At 45.8% G+C, this 16,222-nt stretch carries 15 protein-coding genes; 5 read left to right on the top strand and 10 right to left on the bottom strand.

Translation table 11 applies throughout. The features are described 5' to 3' along the window. Positions 1-49 precede the first annotated feature (49 nt). From ACXAGK_RS14085 to nfuA, 5 genes are all read right to left on the bottom strand, one after another. Positions 50-802 (bottom strand): class I SAM-dependent methyltransferase, encoded by a 753-nt coding sequence (locus ACXAGK_RS14085; RefSeq protein ID WP_474856709.1) that lies wholly within the window; start codon positions 800-802, stop codon positions 50-52. A gap of 275 nt (positions 803-1,077) precedes the next feature. Continuing rightward, positions 1,078-1,461, bottom strand: a complete 384-nt coding sequence (locus tag ACXAGK_RS14080; protein ID WP_474856708.1) for a VOC family protein — start codon at positions 1,459-1,461, stop codon at positions 1,078-1,080. A 73-nt stretch (positions 1,462-1,534) separates the two neighbouring features. Continuing rightward, complete coding sequence (locus ACXAGK_RS14075; RefSeq protein WP_474856787.1) at positions 1,535-2,230, bottom strand: aspartate/glutamate racemase family protein; 696 nt, start codon at positions 2,228-2,230, stop codon at positions 1,535-1,537. Between the two features lie 212 nt (positions 2,231-2,442). Beyond that, entirely contained in the window at positions 2,443-2,667 is a 225-nt protein-coding gene (locus ACXAGK_RS14070) for a hypothetical protein (protein ID WP_474856707.1), read from the bottom strand. A 51-nt stretch (positions 2,668-2,718) separates the two neighbouring features. Further along, positions 2,719-3,297, bottom strand: coding sequence for a Fe-S biogenesis protein NfuA (nfuA, locus tag ACXAGK_RS14065; protein WP_118491185.1), 579 nt, complete (start codon positions 3,295-3,297; stop codon positions 2,719-2,721). Positions 3,298-3,458: 161 nt separating this feature from the next. Here nfuA and ACXAGK_RS14060 point away from each other — a divergent pair, with 161 nt between their 5' ends. Continuing rightward, positions 3,459-6,116: a M14 family zinc carboxypeptidase gene (locus ACXAGK_RS14060; protein WP_474856706.1), complete on the top strand. Its 2,658-nt coding sequence runs from the start codon at positions 3,459-3,461 to the stop codon at positions 6,114-6,116. Positions 6,117-6,183: 67 nt separating this feature from the next. On the opposite strand, the gene ACXAGK_RS14055 is transcribed toward ACXAGK_RS14060, so the two are convergent. Beyond that, positions 6,184-6,897, bottom strand: coding sequence for a ComF family protein (locus ACXAGK_RS14055; RefSeq protein ID WP_474856705.1), 714 nt, complete (start codon positions 6,895-6,897; stop codon positions 6,184-6,186). Positions 6,898-6,995: 98 nt separating this feature from the next. Between ACXAGK_RS14055 and bioH the strand changes: the two genes are divergently transcribed. From bioH to ACXAGK_RS14040, 3 genes are all read left to right on the top strand, one after another. Beyond that, on the top strand, positions 6,996-7,805 hold the full coding sequence (bioH, locus tag ACXAGK_RS14050) for a pimeloyl-ACP methyl ester esterase BioH (RefSeq protein WP_179985030.1): 810 nt from the start codon (positions 6,996-6,998) through the stop codon (positions 7,803-7,805). Between the two features lie 176 nt (positions 7,806-7,981). Then, on the top strand, positions 7,982-8,299 hold the full coding sequence (locus ACXAGK_RS14045) for a hypothetical protein (protein ID WP_474856704.1): 318 nt from the start codon (positions 7,982-7,984) through the stop codon (positions 8,297-8,299). 14 nt (positions 8,300-8,313) lie between these two features. After that, positions 8,314-9,264 (top strand): putative metalloprotease CJM1_0395 family protein, encoded by a 951-nt coding sequence (locus ACXAGK_RS14040; RefSeq protein ID WP_474856703.1) that lies wholly within the window; start codon positions 8,314-8,316, stop codon positions 9,262-9,264. Positions 9,265-9,427: 163 nt separating this feature from the next. Here ACXAGK_RS14040 and ACXAGK_RS14035 read toward each other — a convergent pair whose 3' ends face one another. The 3 genes from ACXAGK_RS14035 to greB form a co-directional block, all read right to left on the bottom strand. After that, positions 9,428-11,206, bottom strand: coding sequence for a C1 family peptidase (locus tag ACXAGK_RS14035; protein WP_474856702.1), 1,779 nt, complete (start codon positions 11,204-11,206; stop codon positions 9,428-9,430). A gap of 438 nt (positions 11,207-11,644) precedes the next feature. Next, on the bottom strand, positions 11,645-14,026 hold the full coding sequence (locus ACXAGK_RS14030; RefSeq protein WP_474856701.1) for a Tex family protein: 2,382 nt from the start codon (positions 14,024-14,026) through the stop codon (positions 11,645-11,647). Between the two features lie 178 nt (positions 14,027-14,204). Further along, entirely contained in the window at positions 14,205-14,690 is a 486-nt protein-coding gene (gene greB, locus ACXAGK_RS14025) for a transcription elongation factor GreB (RefSeq protein WP_179985025.1), read from the bottom strand. A 174-nt stretch (positions 14,691-14,864) separates the two neighbouring features. Here greB and ACXAGK_RS14020 point away from each other — a divergent pair, with 174 nt between their 5' ends. Further along, positions 14,865-15,134, top strand: a complete 270-nt coding sequence (locus ACXAGK_RS14020; protein ID WP_179985024.1) for a hypothetical protein — start codon at positions 14,865-14,867, stop codon at positions 15,132-15,134. A gap of 264 nt (positions 15,135-15,398) precedes the next feature. On the opposite strand, the gene fkpA is transcribed toward ACXAGK_RS14020, so the two are convergent. After that, entirely contained in the window at positions 15,399-16,184 is a 786-nt protein-coding gene (gene fkpA, locus ACXAGK_RS14015) for an FKBP-type peptidyl-prolyl cis-trans isomerase (protein WP_474856700.1), read from the bottom strand. Positions 16,185-16,222 lie beyond the last annotated feature (38 nt).

Genomic DNA, 16,222 nt, shown 5'->3' with positions numbered 1-16,222 from the left:
TTAGGGAGAGCGCGCCTAGCACGCTGCGTTTCTAAGTCTTCTTAGTGCATTATCCCGTTTTATTTTTGCTACTGAGTTTTTTGCGCGGCTTTTTTTGCACAATGATAATAGTGTGTAGCTCAGGGTGCTGATCAAACTCAACGTGGCGAACAAATCCGCCCGCTTCGATCAATATTTCCAAGTATCTATGTAGCCCTAGCGAGGCGTAGTAGACTTCTGGGCCCATCACTTCATTTGTGTGCTCTCCACTTTCTGTTGTGCCCCCGCAGCTAAAAAGTAACACGCCGTCATCGGCTAAGTGGTTCACTAGCTTCTTAAGCAAAGGCTCTTGCTGCGTTAGAGGAATATGCCAAAAGCTATCCCAAGCGCTTATAAACGAATAGTGCTTGGGCATAGTGAATGTACACACGTCGGCACAATAGAAGGTATGGGCGGGTAATTGAGTTGTCGCAATGGCGAGCATTTCTTCGGATACATCAATACCTTCGTAAGTTAACCCTGCGCTTTCGATAATGGGAACAAAGCGGTTTGTGCATCCACAACCTATGTCTAGCGCGTAACCTCGTTTTTTTGGTTTGACTTGATTGCTCTCGTCTCCTTTATTTAGCGCTTCTCCTTTGTTAGGCGCTTCTCTTTTGTTAGGCGCTTCGCTTGGCACTGTATCGGGATCTTGTGATGGGATGTTCGGCAAAAATGACAGGGCTTTTTGATAGGCCGTCATGCCATTTTTCTGATTAAATTCAGGGCGAGTCCAAAGGTGAGTAATGGTGTCGTAGGCCTTGCCGGTTTCTTCAGGCGTCATATTGCCTCTGTTAGCTGAGCTTATACTGGTTCAAGATTAATTCATTTAACAGCAATGTATAGTCAAAGTACAAGGAAGAGAAAAAGCGAAACCCGTTTGAGGCATGGAGCGGCCAGACAGTAACGCCTATGCTTTTTCGCTTGGCTAGGGCTTATATGTAGACTTAAATAGGCATACCCAAAGCGCTATTACTAAAAGCGCTTTGGGCCAAATCGACAGCTAAAAGCTAATAGCCTGCAAAAAGAGCGTAGTCATTTAAGCAGGTAGAACTTCAGCTATTTTTTTATAATGTGCGTGGCACAGAGTTTGTTACCTGACGGGTCTCTCAGGTAAGCAAGGTATAATTGGCGTTCGCTATTTCCCCGAATGCCTGGTGGGTCTTCACATGGTACGCCCCCATTTTCGCTTCCTACCTTATGCCACTCATCTACAACCTCGGGTGTGCGTGCCGCAAGGCCAAGTGTAGTGCCATTGCCATGTGAGGCTGCCTCGCCATTAATTGGTTTGGTTAGCGCTAAAATACCTTTGGGCGTGTAATAAAACACGCGTCCGTGCTCATCAAAAACGCCGGGTTCGTATCCCAGTACTCCTAAAATAGCATCGTAGAATTTCTTTGACGCTTCAAGATCATTTGCACCTAACATAACGTGGCTAAACATAGTTGTGTCCTCTGAAGTAGTAGGGGTAACCCCTTTTATCAAGTTAGGTTACTTGTACTCTGCTTTAATGTATTTATTGGCCCAAAGCGAAGTCTACCGCGGCTTTAGCATGGATAGCGGTAGTGTCGTATAACCTAACCTTGGTATGTTGTTGCTGCACTAATAACGCAATTTCGGTGCAGCCTAAAATAATGCCTTCAGCACCCTCGGCCGCAAGCGCGTTTATTACTTCAATATACGCTTCACGAGAATCAACACAAATCACGCCCTTGCATAATTGTTCATAAATAATGTTATGGACTGTATCTCGTTGTTGCGCATTTGGAATAACAACTTCAATACCAAAAGCCTCTTCAAGACGGGATGTATAAAAGGTTTGCTCCATGGTGAAGCGGGTGCCTAGCAGCCCAACTTTCTTAACTGAATTTTTCTGCAGCACACGACCCGTGGCATCGGCAATGTGAATAAGAGGGATACTAATATTTTGCTCTATGTCAGCCGCGACTTTGTGCATGGTATTGGTACAAATTAATACGGCTTTTGCACCTGCAACTTCTAAATGCTTTGCCTCGCGGATAAGTATGTCGGCGGTTTTATCCCATTCGCCCTTATGTTGAAGCTGCTCTATGTGAGCAAAGTCAACGCTGCTTATAATCATGGGGGCATTGTGGAGGCCTCCAAGTTGTGCGTTGACGCCTCGGTTTATAGCTTGGTAATAACTGACCGTTGATTCCCAGCTCATGCCGCCGAGCAAGCCTAGCTTTTTAATAGTATTTTCCACAGTTCACCTTTTTTAGGTACTTAGTACTACCTTCAATCTACCGATAAAATGTAGTCGCGACTAGTGGCTGGAAGAAGGGAAAACATTATGAACAGAAATATAACAGCGATATAACTAGCTAAGTGTAGGGAGAGACGTTGGCGCGTTGTGAATACTTTAACGCGGGAAAGCGGCTTAAATTAAAGCGATAAGCTCAATTGTTAGAACTTAGGCGGCGGTTTCTTATTTTTCATAAACGAGAAACGCTGAATAAAAATGCCCCAGTAGCCCAACATGGCAATAGCAAAACCAAGAAATAGCACCAAAAGGCTTAGGTAACGAAGCGCGACATGAAATTCGCTGAGAGTAAACAACATCAAGACGCCGACAACGAAAATAGATAAGCCTATTTTGAATCGTTGCCAGCTCTTGAGTGGATCTTGCATCAGCATAAGGGCAGCATTGTACTGTGCACCTAAATAAGCGCAATATTGCGCTTAGTAGTAAGAGTGCTCACCGGCTTGGTGTTCAGTTGCATCGCGCACGCCTTTAAGCTCGCCAGCGAACTGTTCAATCATTTGCTTCTCTATACCTTCTTTGAGCGTCACGTCTACCATTGAGCAGCCATTACAGCCACCGCCGAATTGAAGAATAGCGTAGCCATCATCAGTTAACTCGGTAAGTACAACATTACCCCCGTGGCTGGCTAGCTGCGGGTTAATTTCTGATTCAATCATGTAGTTGATTCGCTCGACTAAAGGGGCATCGTCGGCCACTTTACGCGCTTTAGCATTAGGCGCTTTAAGCGTTAATTGCGAGCCCATTTGATCGGTAACGTAGTCAATTTCCGCCTCATCGAGGTAAGGTGCACTTTCTTCGTCTACCACGGCATCGAAGCCGTTAAACGTAAGGCGAGTGTCTGTTTCTTCGACAGCGTCCGGCGGACAATAGGACACGCCACACTCAGCTGACGAGGTGCCTGGGTTTACGACGAATACACGAATATTCGTGCCAGACTCTTGTTTACTCAGCAGTTTTACGAAGTGAGCCTGGGCTTCTTCTGATATAGTTATCATCAGCAAGTCCTACATATTTTGAAAATTTAGATTATTGTATCAAATTTACCTGAGTAAAACAGTCAGGTATTAATTAAATAAATTATTCCAGTGAATCGAATTTGTTGAGAGCGACGTACATCGCTATTACTCTCAACCATAACAACAAGACGGGAAGCGCTATGTTAGCGAAACTAAAAAACTCCGCCAAAAAGAACCCATTATCACTCGCTTTATTGTTGGCGCTTGGCACTATCGCCCTTGGGGCGACGACCAGCCAGCAAGCCTTGGCACAGCCTGCCTTATCATCAGTGGTTACTGTTACCCCTGATACCGGCGGACAGCCGGTTACCGCATACTTACCTGATACTGTATCTTACAACCCAGATATTCCTACGCCTGAATCTGTACTTGGTGCCAACATTGGTGAGTGGCACGTACGTCACGACCAAGTCGTAAATTATATGCAGCTGCTTGCCGAGAAATCTGACCGCATTACCATCGAGGAAACTGGCCGTACCCACGAAAATCGCCCGCTTTTACTCATGACTATCACTGCGCCGTCAAACAGAAACAACATTGAAGCCATGAGGCAGCAGCACATTGATGCCATGGAAAGTGGCAAAAAAGTAGGTGGCGGCGCTCCTTTGATTTTTTACATGGGCTACAGTATTCACGGTAACGAGCCTTCCGGTACCAATGCTTCGCTAGCGCTGGCTTATTACTTAGCCGCCGCTGAAGGTGAAGAAATTGATGCCTTGTTGAACAACAATATTGTGCTGTTTGATCCATCTTTCAACCCCGATGGACTCTCTCGTTTTGCTCAGTGGGCAAATATGCACAAAGGCAAGCAGTTAGTTTCTGACAGCCGCCACCGTGAACATGACGAGGGGTGGCCATCAGGCAGAACAAATCACTATTGGTTCGATTTAAATCGCGACTGGTTATTGCTGGCGCACCCAGAGTCACAGGCGCGTATTAAACAGTTTCATAAATGGCGGCCACATATTCTGACCGATTTTCATGAAATGGGCACAGACAGCACCTATTTCTTTCAGCCCGGCGTACGTTCGCGCAAAAACCCCTTAACGCCAGACGAGAACGTCACCTTAACTGAAGCGCTTGCGCATTATCACGCGGCTGCATTCGACGAACAGGGCGAGCTGTATTTCACCGAAGAAGCATTCGATGATTTCTACGCTGGTAAAGGGTCTACCTACCCGGATTTACACGGTAGTGTGGGTATTCTGTTTGAACAGGCCAGTTCACGAGGACACCTTCAAGACTCTATAAACGGCAAGCTTGCTTTCAAAGACACCATAGCGAACCAAATTACCACGTCTCTGAGTACCTTTAGGGGCGCATTGGCAAATAAGGCTGCAATACTTGATTACCAATCGGGCTTTGTGAAGAGTACGCAGTCTTTAGCTAAGCAAGATGCACAGGCTGGATTTGTGGTAAGTGCATCGAATGATACCGCTCGTTTTAACGCGTTTATCGCATTACTAGAGCAGCATCACATAGAATATGAAGTGCTTACTGAGAACTTCGACGCGAACAAGATTAGCTACAAGGCTGGAAAGGCAATATTTATCCCTACTAACCAACCTCAATATCGCCTAGTAAAGTCAATCTTTTCTACGCAAACATCATTTGAAAATAACACCTTCTATGATGTTTCAACGTGGAATTTAGCGTTGGCGTTTAACTTGGACTACACGCCTTTAGACAAGGGCGATGTGCGAAGCCTTACGCTAAGTGACAACTCTGCTCTAACACAAGCAACACCTAATAATATTCAGGAAAACGCTTATGCCTATGCGTTTTCATGGCAGCATTATTACGCGCCCGCCATGCTTCAAACTTTACTGGAAGCCGGTGTGAAAGTGCGAAGCAGTGAAAAAGCGTTTTCCGCTATTAAATACGATGGCAAAAATGTTGACCTTCAGCCCGGTAGTATCGTGGTGCCTAAAGGTTTGGGGCAGCCCGACAACTTAGTAGCCATTTTGAGCAAAGCGCAGCAACAACTTCAGGTACCTGTGTTTAGCTTGCGTAGTGGGTTAACGCCGACAGGTAATGATTTAGGTAGCCGGAGTATGGCGCCAGTTGGCTTACCGCAGGTATTAATTGTAGGGGGTGAAGGGACGAGTGAATACGAAGTGGGGGAAATGTGGCACTACTTCGATACAAAAGTCGGCTTATCAGCAAGCATTGTAGAGCAACAACATCTATTAGGTGCGCTTAATGACCCTAGCATCTCATACACTCATATTTTGTTTCCAAGCGGTCGCTATCGCTTTACAGAAAGTGATAGATCAAAAATTGAAGCCTGGGTGAAAGCCGGTGGCGTGATCGTAGGCCAAAAATCTGCACTGCGTTACTTCGCCGAACACAAGTGGCTAGATGCGGATATTGTCAGCAGAGAAACCATTGATAACGCTTTCGATGAAAGCGATTTAAGCTACGAAGACGGCTCATCCCTCTATGCCAGAAAGTTGGTGGCGGGCGCTGTATTTGAAGCAGATATTGATAATACGCATCCACTTTTTTATGGCTATAGCGATGACACGCTACCTATGTTTAAAACGAACAATATGATCGTGGAGGCAAGTGGTTCGCCGTTTGTCACGCCAGCGCGCTACACTGACGAGCCGCTTATGGCAGGGTTTAGTGATAAAAGAATGGTTGCGCTAATGGCTGAATCAACTGCGGTGACGACGCAGAAAATGGGGCGTGGTGTGGTCATTGGTTTTACCGACAACACGCAATTTAGAGGCTACTGGTATGGTACGAACAAAATGCTAGCTAATGCCATTTACCAGTCGCATTTTATTCGCTAAGTTAGTTTGAATGGCGCGGTGCTCACCGCGCCTCAACAGCTCATCTTTTTATACTCATTTTGAGCTCTCACGCCTTTAGCAATAAGCTGCTTTTAGGTGGCGGCGTAAAAACCGCAGCCCACACTTGAATCTGTATCTTTGGGTAGCGGCGCTTAAGTCTTTTACTTAGTGTGTTTACGGTCACGCCCGTGGTAAGCACGTCATCCACTATCGCCACGGTGAAATCGCTACCATCTTTATCACTTTGCGCTGTCGCTAATTCACCATCAATACACTGCTTGGATAAAGTAAATACTCGGTTTGCGTTCTCTGCTCTGGCCATTTTGGATAAGTGGTGCTGCACACTAAAACCTTTGCGGCTAGCCCACGCTTGGTTAATGGGTATACCTAGTTCGCGGCTTAAGCTTTCACACAAAAGCGTAGCTTGGTTGTAGTGACGCTTTGCAAGCCTCCATGCACTAATTGGAACCGGAAGCAGTACATCTGGCACTGATAAAGTGCACTGTCGCTTTTTATGGACAAACCAGTTACTTAATACTTTCCCTGCCGTCAGCGAATGCGTAAACTTTAACTGGTGAACCAGCGATGACATGGGCCATGTGTGGAGCCCGAGCACGGATAGTGCGTCATAGTGGCTATGCTTGACGTGCCCTGCCACAGGGCCGTATTGAAGTAAGTTACTCCCGTGTAACGGAGCTTCGAAAAAAAACATGTCATCTTCACACCAGTGACATACTGGCGTAGGACTTGCCTGATAACATAGCAAGCATGAAAGGTTCATAGTGTTGATTCCATCAACTTCCTTGAATTGTCGAACGTCGACCTATTTTCATCATTTCGTGTTTTCTCAAAAACACGTTTCTGCCTAAGGAGGTGTAAATGGAAATTTTGCATACAAATGGCGAGCTTGTCACCCGTACTCAGGGTACAGGCGTAGATGTAGTGTTTCTTCACGGTTGGGGTATGAACAGCGGCGCGTTCACTTCCTTTATCCCTTACCTTAGTGATAACTTTCGCGTTACCACCATCGACCTTCCTGGGTTTGGAGAAAATGCGGAAATCGTGCCTTCACCTTACAACGTTGAGTCCCTTGCCCAAGCTATTGTAGACAAACTGCCAGACCAGTGCGTGTTGGTTGGATGGTCACTAGGCGGATTGGTAGCTCAGAAGCTCGCGTTATTAGCACCAGAAAAGCTCAATGGACTGGTTACTATTGCCTCAACACCTCGTTTTATAGCCGGACCTTGCTGGCCAGGTATTGCAGCTGATTTACTTACTATGTTTGAAACACAGCTGGAGAAAAATTACCAAAAGACACTCGAGCGCTTTTTGGCAATTCAGGCTATGGGTAGTGAAACGGCAAAGCAAGATATTAAGGCAATAAGAGAGCAGGTCACCCAGTTCCCTGAACCTGCTGAGGAAGCGCTTAAAAAAGGTTTGCGTATATTGTCTACCGAAGATATGCGACACGATGTAGGTCGAATAACTACACCTACATTACGATTATATGGCAGATTAGATAGTTTGGTGCCTACAAGCGGAATAGATCGAATTTGCGAGCTTCATCCGCAAGCTGATACCGTCGTACTGCCACACGCCTCCCACGCACCGTTTATTTCTCATCCTCAGCAAACTGCCGATATTCTATTCCGTTTTGCTGCGGGAATTTACCAACAAAAAGCGTCTTGATCTAACTTTTTAATCGGGCTTCAAACTGCTATTAATCAGTGGTTTGAAGCTTTCCCTGTCGTTAAAGCTAATTAAAAGTCGCCTGCTTACAATAAGTTAATGGCAGCGTGTGATACATGTCTTTCCATTTGCGTGAAATTGGTCAATAATTGCACATGAGAGGTTAGGGGTAGTGTATGACAAATATTGATGGTTTAAGTGCAGGCTCTGCATTTGCAGCGGCTCAGCATGGGTTACAAAGTGCAAGCGATGGTGTATCGCAGGCAGCGGCAAATATTGCTCAGCGAACGGCTGAAGATGCTGTTGCACCCGCTCAACCTATTGTGGCTAGCAGCGAAACAAACAATACTTCTTCTAACTCCGCTTCTAGCACTACGCGTTTAACCGACGATTTAATTGCGCTTAATGTAAACGAGCGTAATGCCCAAGCTTCCGCCAAAGTTTTAGGAGTGGCCGACGAGATGCTTGGCACTATCATTGACGTATTGGCTTAAGTGGAGCTGGTACGGTGAATATAGTAACGCCAATCCTTAACGCTATTGCTTATCCCACGGCGAATGTAAATACAGAATCTGCCCGTAGAGATAACGTGCAGCGGGAAACTATTCCCCAAGCGTCAGACTCCCAGCAAGGCGCTTCTCAAAAAGGTTTAGGTTCTGAAACTGATAAGGCTAAAAGCCCGGGTCAGCCGCCTGCCCCTGTCACCTACGAACGCCCTCAAATACAAACCGAGCTTCAAGCCGCTTTCCAAAACGTTTTTGGGCAAGAAAAAGACAATGCGCAGGACGAGAGTTCAGGCAAGCAAGACGCGAAAGACCGGCAGCAAGAGCAACAAGAGAAGCAAGAGTCCGCGGAAATTGAACAACTAAAAGCCCGTGATCAGGAAGTAAGAGTTCACGAGCAGGCGCATGCGGCAACAGGTGGCCAATACGCTGGTGCACCGAGATATGAATACACTACAGGCCCTGATAACAAGCGCTATGTTACCGATGGCGAGGTGTCTATTGACGTCTCAGAAGAAAAAACGCCAGAAGAAACACTGCAAAAAATGGAACAGGTGCGCGCCGCAGCGCTCGCGCCAGCTGAGCCTTCTTCGCAAGACTTAAAAGTGGCCGCTGAGGCATCTCAAAAAGCGACAGAGGCGCGAAGTGAGATTGCTAAAGCGCAAGCTGATAACCCACCAACAGCGGAATCTATTACAGAGCAGACTCCAACCGATAGTGTCGATACAGTTTCAGGTATTGAAACTATCACTGAGTCCGAAATTAACACTGGCCCAAGAATAGGAGCGGCGGCAAACGAAGTGTTGGATAGTGCGTCTAACCCCGCAAACGCTATATCTTCGAAAGGCTTAGAGGCAAATGTGCCTGACGCCATGCAGACAAGAATAGGCCGTATTCAAAACGCTTATTTACAAGCTTACACCCCATCTAGAGAAGGTATATCTCTTCAAGCATAATAGCCGGCTTCAAGCATAATAGCGTCAAGTTAGCGCTGGCTGCTTCACATTACACCAACAATTTAGCTTACAGAATAAATCACGATCTAGCCCAAAAAACTGCGAGCTAAATCGCAAGTACGGCACTTTTATTTATGCAAAAGTTTCTTCAAATCAGCAAGCCCTAATAATCCAATATCGCCTTCGTAAACGGATATTTAGGTGCACCACCAGTGATATCTGATAGCACTGAATTCATGGTATCTACGTCGCTATCGAATCCACCATGGGATGTAGCTGCCGTAGCATCACCTTCTTTTCCTTCGCTGTATTTAAACGTTACGTTAGACAGTGGCTGATTAAATACGGCCATACCTAACAAGGGCATCTCTGGTTTGGGTTCAAAAGCATTTGATACTAAATAAAGTAATGATTTTTGGTAAATACGCGCCACGTGATCATCTTTTTCCAACGCTTCAGATAAGTTATAAATCGTGGTCGACTGGATATGTTCTCCCTCTATAAACTCCGAAAGCTTTTCGTCGAATAGAGAATAGCTAATGGCTGGGGCCATTAAATGCAGGCTTTTTACTTTTAAATTTTCATCAACTTTGAATAACCTTGATAGGCTGTGTGCATGAAAAATAGAGCCTGCCGAATGACCCACAACGTGCAGCTGTATCCTTGGGTTGTTTTTCAAATAGTCGGCTAACTTTGCTAAAAAGTAGGTGCCATCGGACGTGGTGCGGGTAAAAGGCGTGCAAGCGTCTGATTTCATTTCACGCCACAGTGCGCCGCCCACTTTACGTGTCGCCCATTCTAAAATGCGGTCAGTGTAGTCGGTAAAAGCCCCAACTTTTGTGCTAATTTCTTCATTCTTAAAGCCTAAAATATCTTTTAGCTCTTCAAGCATGCCTGTGTCATACATGAAGTGAATGGGGTACACATCATTTTTAAGAAAGGTGTCTTTCATGGCGGCAATGCGTCTAGCCGAGGCTTTAATGCTATTCAAGCCTCCGTGCGCGTACAGCATTACATGTTCATGATTACTGTCGAAAAGCTTTTCAATAATGGCATCGACGTGGTTTTTATTGCTCCAATATTTACTTCTTGTATCAAAGTGCCCGTCATCAAAATGAACGAAGTGATCTTGAATACTTACTCGTGGCGTAGAGCGAGAGAACAGCCCTTGTGCGATAGAGCGAGTAGCTTGATGGTAGGTACCCGTACCTGAAATAGGAAGAGCGAGTTGTACCACCCAGGCATCCATGACATTCAACGCCCAGTCATCGTATCGCCAAAGCGCTAGCCCTGATTTTTTCCAATCCGTACCCCACGAGTTCTGAATCCAAAAGCCTTCATCATTGTAGCCAACAATGGCGAACGCATGACCTCCCATGGGTTCAGGTCTTAAGTTTATCGCGTCGCCCGCGGCGTCTTTCCAGCCTTCATGAATTCTCGCAGAAACAAAGATTACACCCACTTCATTAAGTGCAGCATGAAAATCGCTAATTTCCCGTTCAAGCCGATAGTATGCGCCGAGCCTATGATTACTGGCGTTATCAGCTATGGCAAGGGTCATTTCAAATTCGTTGCTGTGATTGATATTTTGCGTCAGTGAGTCGCTGCAAACTCCGCTGTTATACCAGCCTTTAATAGCGCCGCGGCAGCTAGAGCCATCATAAGCTTCACCCAACCATTCATCGTGACGCTTTGCCATGGCATAAAGCATCCATGGGCTAACGGTATGTTTTCGGCCTTGTTGGCGATAGATAAAATTTATGGTGGCGGCCAACGCAAAACCTGTACAAGCGCCGTCTTTGCCTTGGTCTAATATACCCAAGTTACCCGGCGGGTCGATAAAAGGTTTAAGCGGGGTGAGGTTGGGTTGGTAGTAGCGATCCCGAAGGTCGGGGTAGTCTGCACTGACATTTAACATGCTTTTTGAAACCGGTAAGTTCATAACATCATCCTCTGATTAGGGCAGGTGATCTTTGCTGTACAGCGAGATGAAACGCGCGTACGCCAAAGGTCGTCGGCCGTTAACTCATTATGGTCGTCCGAAAGTACTGCCTGTAAAAAAAGGCTGAGGTCAAATGAGCAACATTACCTTCGTTAAACGTTAAGGCACTGACCGCGTGTCAACGGCCTCGCTAAACGATATCAATATACGAACTTCGGTTTCGGTGTGACCCACACCTTTTTATTGTTTCGGTATTCTCTATTTTGGCGCTCTTGGCTAAAGAGTATTTAGGCATATAGAATTTCTATGCGCTACAAACTAATGTGCCACAAAATAATGTAGAAAAAAACGACAGGCTATATGAAAGCGTGATAAAAAAGGGCCTGTCAGTGACAGGCCCTTTATAAGCAACATTAAATTGTTGTGAATCGCTACTATCTACTTTTTCGCTTTAGCAAACGCGTCAGCAAAGGCGTTGCCCATGGCGCTGTTTTGAGGCTGGCTGTTGCGATTGCCGCCTCCTTTATTTGAGCGCGGATTTGCTTTGCTATTGGCACGCCCAGCCCCTTGGTTATTCGCACCTCTACCTGAAGCCCCCTTGCCTGAAACGCCCTTACCTGAAGAGCTATCGCCAGCGGTATTATTATTCTGACTCGGTGTATCGTCTAAGCGCATGGTAAAGGAAATACGCTTGCGCGGTACGTCGACTTCAAGCACTTTTACTTTAACGATATCGCCTGCTTTAACAACCTCACGAGGGTCTGAGATAAACTTGTTAGTCAGTGCTGAAATATGTACCAGTCCATCCTGATGTACTCCCACATCAACAAACGCGCCAAAGTTAGCTACGTTGCTCACTACGCCTTCTAGGATCATACTTGGCTTCAGGTCGTTGATAGTTTCAACGCCTTCTTTAAACGCCGCTGTTTTAAATTCAGGGCGAGGGTCACGACCTGGCTTGTCTAGCTCTTTAAGGATGTCTTTAACAGTAGGTAAACCGAATGCATCGCTGGTAAAGGTATCTGGCGATAGACTTTTCAGTAACTCGGTATTGCCGATGATGTCGTTAACCGCAACCGCAGTCGTATCAACAATTTTATCGACTACAGGGTATGCTTCGGGGTGAACCGCAGAGGCATCAAGTGGGTTGGTGCCGTTCACAATACGCAAGAAACCCGCCGCTTGCTCAAAAGCTTTAGGACCCAAACGCTCAACTTTTAACAGTGCTTTACGGTCTGGAAAAGCACCATTGGAGTCTCTGAAATTCACAATGTTGTGCGCTAAGGTTTTGTTTAAGCCTGATACATAGCTCAATAGCGCAGGCGATGCCGTGTTTAGGTCAACGCCTACCGCATTTACACAATCTTCGATAACACGGTCAAGAGACTTACCCAGCTGGCTTTGACTTACGTCGTGCTGATATTGGCCTACACCAATAGCTTTAGGCTCAATTTTGACGAGCTCTGCGAGTGGGTCTTGCAGGCGGCGTGCGATAGACACGGCACCACGAATTGAAACATCCAGATCAGGCAGCTCTTTCGAGGCAAGCTCAGACGCTGAATACACAGAAGCGCCAGCTTCACTTACCATAATTTTCTGTGCTGTAAGTTCGCTGTTGCTCTTAAGCATTTCACCGACAAGTTTGTCGGTTTCACGGGAACCTGTGCCGTTGCCAATGCTGATTAAGTCTACTTTGTATTGTTTGCACAAGGTTGTTAGTGTGCGAATAGACTTATCCCACTGGTTTTGCGGAGCGTGTGGGAATATAGTGTTGGTCGCTACCACCTTACCTGTACTGTCTACTACCGCTACCTTAACGCCAGTTCTTAAACCTGGATCTAGACCCATAGTGGTTTTTGCACCTGCAGGTGCAGCCATCAACAAGTCGTTTAAGTTTTTAGCAAATACTTCAATGGCTTCTTCTTCAGCACGCTCTCGAAGGGCGCTGAATAGCTCAGTTTCCATGTGTAAACCAATTTTGATTTTCCACGTCCACTGCACTACCTGAGCTAAGAAATCATCAGCGCCACGACCGCGGTGCATGATATCGTAGTGGCTTGCGATAATGTGCTCGCAATGAGATGGTCCCTTTTCTTCTGATTGTGGGTCGGCATCTAGCTGAATATGAAGCATGCCTTCATTGCGACCTCGGAACATGGCCAATGCGCGGTGCGACGGTACCTTTTTGTATTTCTCGCTGTGTTCAAAATAGTCTTTATACTTGGCCGCTTCTTGTTCTTTACCTGGTACAACCGTACTTTTTACATGAGCATTTTCAGTAAGGTAATGGCGCACTTTCGCTAACAAAGCAGCATCTTCAGCAAACCTTTCCATAAGGATATAGCGAGCACCTTCTAGCGCGGCCTTAGTATCAGCAACGCCGTTGTCTGCATTTACAAACTCTTGCGCTTTGCTTTCAGCGTCTGTATCAGGGTTGCCAAATAATGCATCGGCTAGCGGCGCTAAACCTGCCTCGATAGCAATTTGTCCTTTAGTACGCCTGCGAGGCTTATACGGTAAGTACAAGTCTTCAAGGGTTGTTTTGCTGTCAGCACCGGCAATGCTGCTTTTAAGTTCGTCAGTGAGTTTGCCCTGCTCTTCAATAGATTTAAGAATAACGTCGCGGCGCTCTTCTAGTTCACGTAAGTAGGTCAAGCGCTGCTCTAGATTACGCAGCTGCGTATCATCAAGGCCTTGGGTTACTTCTTTGCGGTATCGGGCAATGAAAGGAACGGTGGCCCCTTCATCGAGAAGTTTTACTGCGGCAGTTACTTGCGAGGGTTGAACGCTAAGCTCTTCTGCAATTTTATTGGTAATCATAAGTCGCTCTAAGATACTAAAAGTTCGCGTTAGGCAATGGCGAATAAACGGTGTGTGACAGGCTTACATACACAGCGTTCGTAGTGAAAATAAGAGCGGTGAGTATATCACCGCGGTGTAGGGAAAGTCGTCTGATCATTGTGTTACAACTGGGTAGTTAAGAAGACCATCTCTTTATTTAAAGTTTATCTGTTGCGTCGTACCAAATACGGTTTATCCACCACTCTTTAGTACCCGCCTCAGTTTTGACAATAAACTCATCGTCCTCTTCTTTGCCGAGTAGAGCACGGGCCATGGGTGAATCAATAGAGATGTAGTCCTTACGGCCAAATATTTCATCATAGCCAACTAAGCGAAGCTCCATAACAGCGCCGGATTCGTTTTCAATTTCAACCCATGCACCAAAGAAGACTTTTCCTTCTTGCTGTGGATCATAATCAACAACTTTTAGGTTCTCTAAGCATTTGCGTAAGTAACGAACTCGACGGTCAATTTCGCGAAGCTTCTTTTTGTTGTACTGGTAGTCAGCATTCTCACTCCTATCGCCCAGGCTGGCCGCCCAAGTTACCTTGCGAGTGATTTCTGGCCGTTCTTCACGCCACAAGAAATCCAGTTCTTGTTTAAGCTTTAAATAGCCTTTTCGAGTGATAAGCGGTGTTTTCACAATGTCCTATAAATAATCCAGCTAATTACCCCTACTTTATGTGGGTAATAAGGCAAAACGCAATCTTTCGATAAGGTAAAAAGTGACAAAACAGGCAGATTGAATATTTATTGAACATAAACCTTTCTGTCAGTGTCGTAGTATCAATACTATACTAGCCATTAGGGGAAATGAATGCGTAACAGAATGCCTGTGTTGAACCGCCGAAGGTCGGGAAGCGATCCGCTTCAAACCAGCGGTACTATCATAGGTTTTATGCTGTTTTTAAGCGGCGCGCTGTTATTGTTGTATGCCTTACTTGATATAGTTGTTCGCTTAAATAGTGTACGAACCGTGATATACCTTATCTTAGCGTGTGCCATGTATAAAGTAGGGCACTCACTGCTTAATCATTTTGCGACGTTTAAAGTCCATACGGAAAGACGACGCGCACCTAACCGTTAAAACCTTTAGTTTTAAGCCCGCATTTTTAAGGTTTAATTGTTCCTAAAAAACTTTGTTTGGGCCGTGAAATATTTCAACTTTGAGCTAAGCTTAAAAGTGTAATTCGAGGCACCAAGCATATTGAATAACCCACATTACTATTTGGGTACGCGCGTGGTGAAAATCCACTAGCTCGTAGGGAAAAGGTAAGCAAGGATCACGCTGACTCACTAAAACAAAAAAGCCGACGCATAGCGTCGGCTTTCTCTTTTCTGAAACTCTAGCTTATTCAGCTGACGCTTCGGCTTCAGGTTTAACCACTTCTAGAAGCTCAACATCAAAAATTAGCGTTGAGTTAGGCGTGATGGCGCCTGTTGAACGTGCGCCATAAGCAAGCTCTGATGGAATGTGGAAGCGGTATTTCGCGCCTTCTTTCATTAGCTGTACGCCTTCAGTCCAACCCGCGATTACGCGATTAAGTGGAAATTCAGCTGGTTCGCCACGCTTATAAGAAGAGTCGAACTCTGTACCATCAAGCAAGGTGCCACGGTAGTGAACTTTTACCATGTCTGTTGCTTCTGGGCTTGCGCCTTCGCCTTCTTCAAGTACTTCGTATTGAAGACCAGACTCTGTTGTGGTCACGCCTTCTTTCTTACCATTTTCTTCTAGGTAAGCAAGACCTGCTTCAATGTTTTTCTCAGCCGCTTGTTCAGCCATTTCTTGCTGTTTAGCACGCAATACTTCTTCGCCTTCTTGAGCGATTTGCTGAATTTGCTCTGGTGTAAACTTAAGGGTGTCGTTCAGGCCGTCTTTAAAGCCTTGTTGTAGCGCATCTTGGTCTAGGGTTAAACCAAGCTGCTCTTGTTGTTCGGCACGGTTGCTAACGAACAGACCCATACTCGCGCCCATGGCGTAAGCTTGCTTTTGTGTATCTGTCATTTCTTCTGCTGCAACAGCAGTTGTTTTTGCACTATCAGCGCTTGTAGAAGCGGCCTCATCAGATGTGTTTGGCTGGCAAGCGAAAAGGCCTAGCGCAGCGATAGTAGATAAGGCAACGAGCGACTTCTGCATAAAAACGTCTCCATTAATTATTATCATCATGCGTCTAT

Source organism: Alteromonas sp. ABM1_013 (assembly GCF_056160505.1).
Note: the sequence above shows the minus strand (reverse complement) of the source record. Positions and strands in the feature narration are given on the sequence as shown.